This window comes from Paenibacillus paludis (genome assembly GCF_042610515.1).
Taxonomy (GTDB): domain Bacteria; phylum Bacillota; class Bacilli; order Paenibacillales; family Paenibacillaceae; genus Paenibacillus_AQ.
In genome coordinates, this window is sequence record NZ_JBGJZP010000003.1 from 88,902 (window position 1) to 99,442 (window position 10,541).

Consider the following 10,541-nt stretch of genomic DNA (forward strand, 5'->3'; position numbering starts at 1 on the left):
AGCACTGAGGCTTGCATGCAAAAACCCGATACCTAAAGTATCGGGTTTTTGTATGAATGCCTATGTTTTGCGGAAGGCTGGCCGATCAAGAGATCGGATCAGCTTCCACGACTACCTTGACAAAGTTGATGCTGCGGTCCTCCGGACCTTTGACCGGCAGCCCGATTTCCACATGGTCGATGATATAATCAATGTTATCCTGGGTAATTATTTCACCGGGGAGCAAAATCGGAATGCCCGGAGGATAAACATAGATGAATTCCGCAATGATATAACCTGCGGATTCGCGGAACGGAACTACCTGAGTATCCGCATAAAAGGCATCTCTTGGAATAAGGGCAAGCTGTGGAATTTCCGGCACCTGCACCTTAAGCTCATAGATCTCACCTTTGCTGTAATGGATGGCTGACAATACCCGCAGGGCGGAAAGCAGCTTATCTACGGAATCTTGGGTATCACCAGGCGTAATCAGGCAAAGAATATTATACATGTCGCTTAGTTCTACTTCGATGTTATACTTTTGGCGCAACCAGTTTTCTGTTTCATAACCGGTTATTCCCAAATGGCGGACATGAATGTTAAGCTTGGTTGGATCAATATTAAAGGTGGCCTCTGTGCCAAGAATCTCTCTGCCAAAGCTGTACAGACCGTCGATGTTGTTGATGGTCTCCCGGGCATAATTGGACAAGGCTATTGTTCTCTCGGCCATTTCATGGCCGTTCAGAGCCAGATTGCGTCTGGAAGTATCCAGTGACGCAAGCAAAATATATGAGGTGGAAGTTGTCGTCAGCATACTGAGAATCGTCTGTACCCGCTGCGGGTTGACCAGCCCGGTTTTGGCATTCACGTTAAGCACCGAGCTTTGCGTCATGGAGCCGCCCAGCTTGTGAACGCTGGTTGCCGCCATATCGGCACCGGCCTGCATGGCTGATACCGGAAGATCCTCATGAAAATGAATCAATACTCCATGTGCCTCGTCCACCAATACGGGAACCCCGTAGCTGTGGGCCAGGTCAACAATCGAACGCAGGTCAGCGCATACGCCAAAATACGTTGGATTGATTACTAGAACTCCTTTGGCGTCCGGATGGCGCCTTAATGCTCGTTCCAGCGAGCTGGTGGTAATGCCGTGGTCTATCCCAAGATTCTCATCCTGTACAGGTGAGACGAAAACAGGCTTGGCTCCGGAGAAAATAATTGCCGACATCACGGATTTGTGAATGTTCCGCGGCACAATTATTTTGTCTCCTTCTGAGCAGACAGAGAGGATCATAGTCATGATGGCATTGCTCGTGCCCTGTACGCTAAAATACGTATAGTCGGCGCCGAAAGCCTTCGCAGCCAGCTTCTGAGCTTCTTGTATTACGCCGGTAGGCTGATGAAGATCATCAAGCGGTGCGATATTGATCAAATCTATGGATAGAGCGTTATCGCCGATAAACTCACGGAATTCGGCATCGGTTCCTAGCCCCTTCTTATGCCCGGGAATATGAAATTGAACTGGGTTTCCAGCGGCATGCTTTTTGAGAGCAGTGAAGAGGGGAGTACGGTGTTGATCCATTTAATGCTGTCACAACCTTTCGCGAATAGTTTTTTTTCAAGCAAGCATCAGTATAACAAATCAATCAACATAATACTAGGATGTGATCTAATGTCTGGCAAAGTAGCACAACGTATGCATATCAGCTTGGCCTCGCCCTTCATTATGGAAATGTGGGCTATTATCTTTTTGGTGGAATTTGTGAAAGGCTCGCTGCTTGTCGCCCTCCTGCCTGTGTATATGGAGAATATCCTCGGCTTGTCGGTAACGGTGGTAGGTTTTGCTTTTGCCTTGCAATATCTGGGGGACAACCTCTTCCGCAGCCCGTTCGGCTGGGTGATGGAGCGTATCGGCTACCGCTGGACAATGACGGGCGCCCTGCTGCTGCTGGTAGTAGCGGTAGGAATGATTGTCTATGCCAAAGATGCGGTCAGTTTATCCATAGCCTGCCTGATTCTGGGCATTGGAACATCGCCGCTGTGGCCTTGCACAATGACAGGGATTACGGAGCTGGCCGGTTCTACGAAGAGCGGCAGCAGCGGTGCGGCGATGGGCGCAGTAGAGATGGCCTCGCTGGCCGGAACCGGGATCGGGCCGATCACCATGAATTTTCTGATGGATCATGGCGGTCAAGGCTACCGTACGGTATTTCTTGTGCTTATGGGATGCGCAGCTGCTGTTGCTGCCGTTGCCCTGCTGCTCCCGTCCAAAATCGGTGGCCATGCTCCCCATGTTGTGCGAGACCTCCACAGTGAAGAAGCGCCTGTGGAACAGCGCAGACCGTTTCAGCCGCTGCAGAGCCTCAAACGGACGATGCACGCGGTCAGAAGCTCGCTGAAGGTAAGCCGGCTGCTGTTCCCGGCATTATTTCTGCAGGCTTTCGCCATCGGCCTCATGACGCCGGTAGTTACGTTGTTTGCCCATTCGGAGCTGCATGTCACGCCGAATCAGTTCAGCATGCTGCTCATTGCGGGTGGGGGGATCACAGTGCTGGCGCTCATTCCCGCCGGGAAATTGGTGGACCGGATCGGGACTACGGTGTTTCTGAACATTGGATTTCTGCTGGCAGCCGGTTCACTGGCCTTCTTCTCCCAGGTGCGCTGGCTGCCGCTGGCCTTCTGCGCTGTTGCGCTGGTTGGTGTAAGTTATGCGCTTATCCTTCCGGCCTGGAACGCCTTTATTGCTTTGCAGGTGCCTAAGGGGGAGCGGGGCACCGTATGGGGCCTTTTCCTGACACTCCAAGGCTCCGGCATGGTCGCAGGCCCCGTGCTGTCAGGCAGACTGTGGGATTCAGTCAGCCATAGTGCTCCTTTTCTGGCCAGCTCATTTGTGATGGTGCTGCTGTTCGGACTGCATCTGCTTATTGTCCATCGGACAAAATTAAAGGCAGGAACTAGCTGAGCTGGAGTCGATTGGGAACGATCGGTGACACCAAATAAGCCGCAGGCAGACGGAATGAATTCATCCGTCTGCCTGCGGCTTTATTGCAGCCATAGACTTTGTAGGTGTCTAAAAGGACATACGATACAGGGGCAGCAGCGTCTCGAAGGTCTGCTGAATAAGCTCCAGGAGCTTATCCTCATCCAACAGAATCGGATCATCCTTGTCGATCCGCAGACCGCACGTAATCTCGGCTTTCTTGACTTCCTTCAGCTTGCGGGCAAGCTCGGTGAACTGCCGGTCGTCCATGTCCGATTCCTGGATTCCCTTAGGATCCAAGTGGTCGGTCGACCAGAAATAGCTTCCCGGAAGCTCGGCGCGGATATCTGCGGATTGTTTCGCCAGCGCATTCGCAAAGAGCACCTTGTTGGAGCTCTCGTAGATAATGGCAAAAACAACAAACAAGTGGCTGTGGAACATACCAACCTGGAAATGCGGCAGAGCCTTGTACCCGCGTTTATTCGGGCCCCAGGCCACCCATGTATCATTCGGGGCATGAACGGTGCGCCGGGCGTGCTTGGCTACATGCGGGAACATTTCTTCACCGCACAGCGCGGACAGGACTGGAGCAAGTTCGTTGCCAAGCTCATTCAATTTAGGCCGCACCCGGGCAATGAGGGCATCCATTCTCGGCTCCAGCCCCACAATTTGAAATACTGCAAAATCATCATGTGTAAATCCTTGAAATGGCATTCTAGCGTCTCCTTGTTCAAAAAATAGATTCGCATGCATGTAAGCATTGCTGAAATTGCTGCCGCTGCCGCATATTTCCATCTCAAAGCCTCAAAATCCAGTAAAAACAGCGGGAAGCGTTTGGGATTAGCAGGAAACGGGTAAAAATAGTCAATAAACCAAGTTACCGCTACATAAAATGAAGTATAAAATAAGAGTAAGACGAACGCAAAGTAAAGATCGCAAGTGGAGGTCCGGCAGTCAATTTTACCTAGGAAAAAAGCTAATAAAGCTGGTTTTGCAGAAGCAAAGCTGTTAGGGGGGAGTGCCGTGAACAAAAATGACGAAGTGGAGTATTGCAATCTGGAGCTGCGGTTTGACCGACAGCATATACAGGATCTTATCAAGGACTTGATAAAGGATGGCTATTCCCTTTACTGGAGTGAGAATGAAAGTGTTTTTTTGATTTCGGTGCGCACCGGCCGTAAGCTGGTAAAGCTCCGCTTCCAGCGGATTAAGGATGGCTACAAGCTGGTGGGCGATTATATGATCCGTGATGCGCGCCTGTCCGAATGGATGGAGAAGCTGATTGGCGATATGCGAGGGCATGCCGTAGTCAAACGTTTCCGCGACCGCCAGATTATCATTGAGAATATTTTATTTGGTGAAGTGATCCGTCTGGTGGAAATTTCCGGGTATCAGCAGCGTGTACTGTATCAGAAAGGGCCGATGCTCACGGATCAGGAGCTGACAAAGCTTTTTTACTCCGGTGAAGGAGAAGAGCGGATCCGCCAGCGGAGGATTGAGGTTGATGAACAGCTGGACCGCTTGAATGAGGCCCTTCGCAGTGAAGACGCCGAACTTGCAGAGTCCTGTATGGCGGAGCTCAGCTTTTTGCAGCGGGAACTAAATATGCTTGAATGGTAGCAAAGATCGGCTTCATTTGGTTAAGGGCATCCCTCAGCAGGGGTGCCCTTAACTTTGTATTTCAACTTGTGGACAGGGGTTCACTTCTGGCGGTAAAAACGTTAAAATAGTCATTGTGAGCAATTTCCTGCAACTTAAGGACTTTGTCAATGAAATTGCTCTCTATTTCGCAGGCGGAACTTTGCTGTATCTGACAAAGGGTGGTATTCTTATACTGCGAGAAATGGATTTCACAAAAATATAGGATGCAAAGGGTGGAGGACCAGATGGCAAAACAACAAATCGGCGTTATTGGCTTAGCGGTAATGGGTAAAAATTTGGCTCTTAACATCGAGAGCAGAGGCTTTACCGTATCGGTATTCAACCGTTCCCCGGAGAAGACACATGATCTTATTGCCGAAGCGGAAGGCAAAAATCTGGTGGGTACTTTTTCCATTGAAGAGTTTGTAGAATCACTCGAAGTACCGCGCAAAATTCTGATCATGGTTCAGGCGGGTAAAGCTACCGATGCCACAATTGAGCAGCTTTTGCCGCATCTTGACCAAGGCGATATTATTATCGACGGCGGTAACGCTTATTTCCCTGATACGGTTCGCCGCAGCAAAGAACTGGAAGAAAAAGGTTTTCGTTTCATCGGTACCGGAGTTTCCGGCGGTGAAGAAGGCGCGCTTAAAGGACCTTCCATTATGCCAGGCGGTCAAGAAAGTGCATATAAGCTTGTTGAACCTATCCTTACGGCAATTTCGGCCAAAGTGGACGGAGAGCCTTGCTGTACATATATCGGACCGGACGGTGCAGGACACTATGTAAAAATGGTGCACAACGGCATTGAATACGGCGACATGCAGCTGATCTGCGAAGCTTACCAGCTTTTGAAGGATGTGCTTGGTCTGGATGCCAAAGAACTGCACAGCATCTTCAAAGAGTGGAACAGCGGCGAGCTTGACAGCTATCTGATCGAAATCACAACGGATATTTTCGCACAATACGATGAAGAAACCGGCAAACCGATGGTTGACGTTATCCTCGATGCCGCCGGCCAAAAAGGAACAGGCAAATGGACAAGCCAGAGCTCGCTCGATCTTGGCGTGCCGCTGTCTATGATCACCGAATCCGTATTCTCCCGCTTCCTGTCTGCAATGAAGGATGAGCGTGTAGAAGCCAGCAAAGTGCTGAGCGGGCCGGAAACCGAGCCTTTCCAAGGGGACAAAGCAGAATTTATCGAAAATGTGCGCAAAGCGTTGTTCGCGAGCAAAATTGTATCCTATGCGCAAGGTTTTGCGCAGCTGCGCGTAGCTTCCGACGAATACGGCTGGGATCTGAAATACGGCAGTCTGGCCAAAATCTGGCGCGGCGGCTGCATTATCCGCTCCCGTTTCCTCCAGAATATCACCGATGCCTATGAAACCAATCCAGAGCTGAAGAACCTGCTCTTGGATCCGTTCTTCAAAGACATCATGGGTTCGTACCAATCCGCATGGCGCAAGGTTGTTGCCGCTGCTGTAACTCAAGGGGTTCCGGTTCCGGGATTCGCAAGTGCACTGGCCTACTATGACAGCTACCGTACGGAACGCCTGCCTGCGAATCTGCTGCAAGCACAGCGTGACTACTTCGGCGCCCATACTTTCCAACGTGTGGACAAAGAAGGCGTCTTCCACCACAACTGGCTCGCTGAATAGGCTATTTGGCTTAGCTGCAAACAGCGGCCCGAACGGCTTCCCGCACGCGGGAGGCTTTCGGGCCTTTTTTTTCGGAATCTACAGGACGGGAATCGCATTGTGCAAAGTTTTCACCCTGTGTTATGATATGACAAATGTCGCGGTTGGAGGGTAGTCATGACTGGGGAGTTAGAACAACAACAGAGTTTCAATACCTTGCATAAAAATATTATCCTTGTAGGAATGATGGCCACGGGCAAGTCAACAGTGGGTGCCATGCTGGCGGAGGAACTGGGCTTTGAACTGGTTGATTTGGATCATGTCATTATAGAGAGTGAAGGCCGGAGCATTGCCGATATTTTTGCCGATGGCGGTGAAACGTATTTCCGGAAGGTTGAAACTGCAGTACTTCAGCGGATGCTTGAAGGAGAGGGCAGAATTATTTCGACAGGCGGAGGTGCAGCACTGGCTCCAGGGAATGCCGAGATGATGTTGGAAAAGGGGCTTGTTGTGGCGCTTACGGCCACGGAAGAAGTCATCTTATCCCGCGTCAGCGGAGATCAGAACCGGCCGCTGCTCGCTGGCAACGCGCAGGAAAGGGTCCGCACCATCATGGAGCAGCGCCGGGAGGCTTACCGTTTCGCGCATTGCACAGTCGATACTTCGGAGCTGAGTGCGGCAGAAGTGTCGCAGCATATTTTAATGCATTACCGCGGTTGAGCTTTTAAGTATACTTGTGTGCGGCTTACGCCTCTGCACTTTCATTCCATTCAATCATTCCGCCGCTGAGGTTGGAGCCTTTGAAGCCGAACTGCTGCAGATATTCGCAGACACGCTGGCTGCGGGCACCTGAGCGGCAAATAAAGACGATCTCGGTCTCTGCCGGTAGCTCTTCCGTGCGCTGCGGAATCTCGCCCATTGGGATATGCTGAGCGCCGGGAATCATCCCGAAGGCGACTTCATCATCTTCACGTACGTCTATCAATACAAGGTCTTCGCCTGTCTCCAGACGTTTCCGCAATTCCTGCGGTGTAATTTGGGGGATCTCATTCATGGTTGTGACCTCTTTTCTATCGGAAGATTGGTTTAATGATAACACAAGTGGAGAATAGCCTGTCAAACGAAGCACTATATATCAACTACATTAACTAAGGAGCGCTTATATCATGGACGTTATTGTTAGGCCGACGCCAGCTTTGCAAGGAGAATTTGGAGCTTTGTCTTCCAAAAATTACACTACACGCTACCTGCTTGTTGCCGCTCTATCCGAGGGCGTCAGCACGATCTACTATCCTGCACATAGTGAGGACAGCGATGCGATCCGCAGATGTATTGCCGATCTTGGAGCAGTGCTTACGGAGGATGAAGAGAAGATTGTCATTCAAGGCTTTGGCCGGCATCCCCGTGACGTCAAGGAACTTAATGTAGGGAATGCCGGGGCTGTCCTGCGCTTTCTGATGGCTGTAGCTGCGCTGAGCCCGGAGGTGACTTTCGTTAACACGTACCCGGATTCTCTGGGCAAACGCCCGCATGACGACCTCATTGCAGCGCTCGGCCAGATCGGTGTTCAAGTGGAGCATAATAATGGAAGACTTCCGATTACCATTCGCGGCGGCAAGCCGGTTGGCGGCCGGATTACCGTCTCCGGTGCAGTCAGCTCACAGTATCTTAGTGCGCTGCTCTTCCTGACGCCGCTGCTAGAAGAGGACAGCGAGATCGTCGTACTGGATGATCTGAAGTCGAAGGTTGTTGTCGGCCAGACGCTGGAGGTGCTGGAGCAGGCAGGAATCGTAGTTCATTCTGCTGACGATTATATGTCCTTTAAGGTGCCGGGGCGCCAGGCTTATGCGGCCAAGTCTTACACCGTGCAGGGGGATTATCCGGGATCTGCGGCTGTGCTTGCGGCAGCGGCTGTCACCCAATCGGATGTGAAAATTCACCGGCTTGCCGAGAAGAGCAAGCAAGGGGAACGGGCAATTGTGGATGTGCTGCGTATGATGGAAGTACCGCTTACTCACGAAGACGGAACAGTACATGTGCAGGGGAACGGCATTCTAAAGGCTGTGGAATTCGACGGCGATGCGGCAACCGATGCCGTGCTGGCGATGGTGGCGGCGGCGGTATTTGCCGAAGGGACCTCGCGTTTCTACAACGTGGAGAATCTGCGTTATAAGGAATGCGACCGGATTACCGACTATCTGGCGGAGTTGACCCGTGCCGGAGCCAAGGTTGAGGAGCGCCGCGACGAGATCATCGTGCACGGCATGCCTGAGGGTGTCGAAGGCGGAGTAACGATTAATGCGCATTATGATCACCGGGTAATCATGGCGCTGACGGTAGTGGGCCTTCGTGCCCGCAAGCCGCTGCTGATCAAGGACGCCCATCATGTCGCCAAGTCCTATCCGCAATATTTCGACCACCTGCGTGCGCTTGGAGCAAATGTGGAGTGGGTACAATAACAATATAGGATGCTGATCCAGGCGAAGTCGGCTTATAATAGGAAGATTTGGTTTCACCTGCTGATTCGGCACTAAAGCGAAAGGGGTAACAAACATGAGCTTTGAGAACCCGACCCGGGAGCAAATCGGCGATATTCTTGCTTCCGCAGGTAATATTGCTGTTGTAGGTCTTTCCGACAAATCGGACCGTACCTCCTATATGGTGGCTTATGCGATGCAGAGCCGCGGATACCGGATCATTCCGGTTAATCCTACAGTAGACGGTGAGATTCTAGGGGAGAAATGCTACCATACGCTGGCTGAAATACCGGAGCCGGTGGACATTGTCAATGTGTTCCGCCGCAGCGAATACTGCGCCGAAGTGGCGCAGGAGGCAGCTGATATCGGCGCACATGTGCTGTGGCTCCAGCAGGGCATTATCAGCAAGGAGGCTGCTGACATTGCCGCAGAGCACGGCATGACGGCGATCATGGACCGCTGCATCAAGGTCGAGGAAGCAATCACGATGCACGGGCGCAGCCGGCAGTAATATTCAGGGGGAGTCTGGGGAGGATCCAGTACTCTCATAAATCCGGAACCCCGGAACCCCGGAACCCTTTAGCCTAGGTGGGGAAGGAAGGTATACAGCAAGTTTTGCTGCTCTGATCCTATTTCATCTAGAAATAGCCAGGTTGTGTTGCTATACTGGCATTAGACGAAGAACGTCCATGTACCCGTGATTATTTTGCGGGAGGTGGGCGTTCTTTTTTTATTTACCGGGAGGGGATCAGATGGAGTTTGAGGCAGCACATCGTTTATTCATCGAGCAGCATACGTCGGAGAGAAGTGGGGAGCGTAAGGGGAGGCTGGTCAGAGGTCACAATTTTGCGGAGCGGCTGTTTTTGCAGAATGTGTGGTGGCCGCTGTTTGAATCGCTTGAGCATTTACATCCAGAATATGAAGTTTACGATTGGAACCGCAAATCGCAGTTTCTGGACTTCGCCTTTCTGCCGCAAAATGGGGGCCGGTTCGGGATCGAATGCGACGGCTTTCAAAGTCATGTCAAAGACATGGACCGCGAGAAGTTCAGCTATTCTTTGAACCGCGATAGTTTCCTCACCGGGATGGGCTGGAGGATGCTCCACTTTTCCTTCGACGATGTTCAGCAGCGTCCTGAAGTATGCCGGATGCTCCTGCAGCTGGTGCTTGCGCCGCATTTAGCCAGAAAGACGCTAGCCGCAGATATTTTGTCCGAAGAGAAAGAAGTGCTGCGCCTGGCCTGGCGTATCGCTAAACCGCTCCGTCCCAAGGATGTGTGCAACCATTTCCAGATTAACTATCGTACGGCCCGGAGGCTGTTGCAGTCCCTCAGTGACAAAGGATTACTCAAACCGGTAAATTCAAAGCAGAGGGTGCGGTTCTACGAAGTAAAAGCAATGCAGGCTGATCAAATATGGTAAGTGGATAGGGAAATGAAAAGCAAATTTAAGCACTCTTGCATGCAGTCTGATTGAGGTACAGGTGGAATTAAGGAACTAAGTGAGGTTTGGTTGAATAGCAGGATGATAATAGAATAAATGTACTTCATGCAACTAAATGATGCTAAAAGTTCCTTTTTTGAAGTTTAGCTGCACTTGGTACAACTAAAAGTTGCTAAATGGCTCCTTGGAGCAGAAAATGCGATTTGTAGATGTATAAAGTGCAGTTAAACTAATATTACTGTTTGAAAGTGCTGTTTTAGTTGTACAGAATACACTTAAGAGGCTGGAGTAGCTGGAGTAGCTGGAGTAGCTGGAGTAGCTGGAGTAGCTGGAGTAGCTGGAGTAGCTGGAGTAGCTGGAGTAGCTGGAGTAGCTGGAGTAGCTG

At 51.1% G+C, this 10,541-nt stretch carries 10 protein-coding genes; 7 read left to right on the plus strand and 3 right to left on the minus strand.

Annotation, left to right across the window (positions count from 1 at the left end; translation table 11 throughout):
• Positions 1-85 precede the first annotated feature (85 nt).
• Positions 86-1,561, minus strand: a complete 1,476-nt coding sequence (locus ACAN56_RS06990) for an aminotransferase class I/II-fold pyridoxal phosphate-dependent enzyme (protein ID WP_076112074.1) — start codon at positions 1,559-1,561, stop codon at positions 86-88.
• 90 nt (positions 1,562-1,651) lie between these two features.
• Between ACAN56_RS06990 and ACAN56_RS06995 the strand changes: the two genes are divergently transcribed.
• Positions 1,652-2,941: an MFS transporter gene (locus tag ACAN56_RS06995; protein WP_052092023.1), complete on the plus strand. Its 1,290-nt coding sequence runs from the start codon at positions 1,652-1,654 to the stop codon at positions 2,939-2,941.
• A 108-nt stretch (positions 2,942-3,049) separates the two neighbouring features.
• Here the strand turns inward: ACAN56_RS06995 and ACAN56_RS07000 are convergent, their stop codons facing one another.
• Complete coding sequence (locus ACAN56_RS07000; protein ID WP_379141573.1) at positions 3,050-3,673, minus strand: DUF1054 domain-containing protein; 624 nt, start codon at positions 3,671-3,673, stop codon at positions 3,050-3,052.
• A 309-nt stretch (positions 3,674-3,982) separates the two neighbouring features.
• On the opposite strand from ACAN56_RS07000, the gene ACAN56_RS07005 reads away from it, so the two are divergent.
• From ACAN56_RS07005 to ACAN56_RS07015, 3 genes are all read left to right on the plus strand, one after another.
• Entirely contained in the window at positions 3,983-4,579 is a 597-nt protein-coding gene (locus tag ACAN56_RS07005; RefSeq protein ID WP_038590415.1) for a hypothetical protein, read from the plus strand.
• Between the two features lie 266 nt (positions 4,580-4,845).
• The gene (gndA, locus tag ACAN56_RS07010) at positions 4,846-6,258 is read left to right on the plus strand and encodes an NADP-dependent phosphogluconate dehydrogenase (protein WP_038590418.1); all 1,413 of its coding nucleotides are present in this window, start codon (positions 4,846-4,848) and stop codon (positions 6,256-6,258) included.
• A 156-nt stretch (positions 6,259-6,414) separates the two neighbouring features.
• Positions 6,415-6,957: a shikimate kinase gene (locus ACAN56_RS07015; RefSeq protein WP_038590433.1), complete on the plus strand. Its 543-nt coding sequence runs from the start codon at positions 6,415-6,417 to the stop codon at positions 6,955-6,957.
• Between the two features lie 25 nt (positions 6,958-6,982).
• Here the strand turns inward: ACAN56_RS07015 and ACAN56_RS07020 are convergent, their stop codons facing one another.
• A complete protein-coding gene (locus ACAN56_RS07020) occupies positions 6,983-7,291 on the minus strand; it encodes a rhodanese-like domain-containing protein (protein ID WP_038590436.1) in 309 nt (102 codons plus the stop codon).
• Between the two features lie 112 nt (positions 7,292-7,403).
• On the opposite strand from ACAN56_RS07020, the gene aroA reads away from it, so the two are divergent.
• The 3 genes from aroA to ACAN56_RS07035 all read left to right on the plus strand — a co-directional run bounded on the left by aroA (position 7,404) and on the right by ACAN56_RS07035 (position 10,135).
• Positions 7,404-8,696 (plus strand): 3-phosphoshikimate 1-carboxyvinyltransferase, encoded by a 1,293-nt coding sequence (aroA, locus tag ACAN56_RS07025; RefSeq protein ID WP_038590439.1) that lies wholly within the window; start codon positions 7,404-7,406, stop codon positions 8,694-8,696.
• A 94-nt stretch (positions 8,697-8,790) separates the two neighbouring features.
• Complete coding sequence (locus ACAN56_RS07030) at positions 8,791-9,225, plus strand: CoA-binding protein (protein WP_340898839.1); 435 nt, start codon at positions 8,791-8,793, stop codon at positions 9,223-9,225.
• A gap of 241 nt (positions 9,226-9,466) precedes the next feature.
• A complete protein-coding gene (locus ACAN56_RS07035) occupies positions 9,467-10,135 on the plus strand; it encodes a hypothetical protein (protein WP_379141578.1) in 669 nt (222 codons plus the stop codon).
• Positions 10,136-10,541 lie beyond the last annotated feature (406 nt).

What these genes read in the sequence shown, in the direction of transcription:
- ACAN56_RS06990 (WP_076112074.1), bottom strand. Translation starts at nt 1,561, where the DNA reads ATGGATCAACACCGTACTCCCCTCTTCACTGCTCTCAAAAAGCATGCC.
- ACAN56_RS06995 (WP_052092023.1), top strand. Translation starts at nt 1,652, where the DNA reads ATGTCTGGCAAAGTAGCACAACGTATGCATATCAGCTTGGCCTCGCCC.
- ACAN56_RS07000 (WP_379141573.1), bottom strand. Translation starts at nt 3,673, where the DNA reads ATGCCATTTCAAGGATTTACACATGATGATTTTGCAGTATTTCAAATT.
- gndA (WP_038590418.1), top strand. Translation starts at nt 4,846, where the DNA reads ATGGCAAAACAACAAATCGGCGTTATTGGCTTAGCGGTAATGGGTAAA.
- ACAN56_RS07015 (WP_038590433.1), top strand. Translation starts at nt 6,415, where the DNA reads ATGACTGGGGAGTTAGAACAACAACAGAGTTTCAATACCTTGCATAAA.
- ACAN56_RS07020 (WP_038590436.1), bottom strand. Translation starts at nt 7,291, where the DNA reads ATGAATGAGATCCCCCAAATTACACCGCAGGAATTGCGGAAACGTCTG.
- aroA (WP_038590439.1), top strand. Translation starts at nt 7,404, where the DNA reads ATGGACGTTATTGTTAGGCCGACGCCAGCTTTGCAAGGAGAATTTGGA.
- ACAN56_RS07030 (WP_340898839.1), top strand. Translation starts at nt 8,791, where the DNA reads ATGAGCTTTGAGAACCCGACCCGGGAGCAAATCGGCGATATTCTTGCT.
- ACAN56_RS07035 (WP_379141578.1), top strand. Translation starts at nt 9,467, where the DNA reads ATGGAGTTTGAGGCAGCACATCGTTTATTCATCGAGCAGCATACGTCG.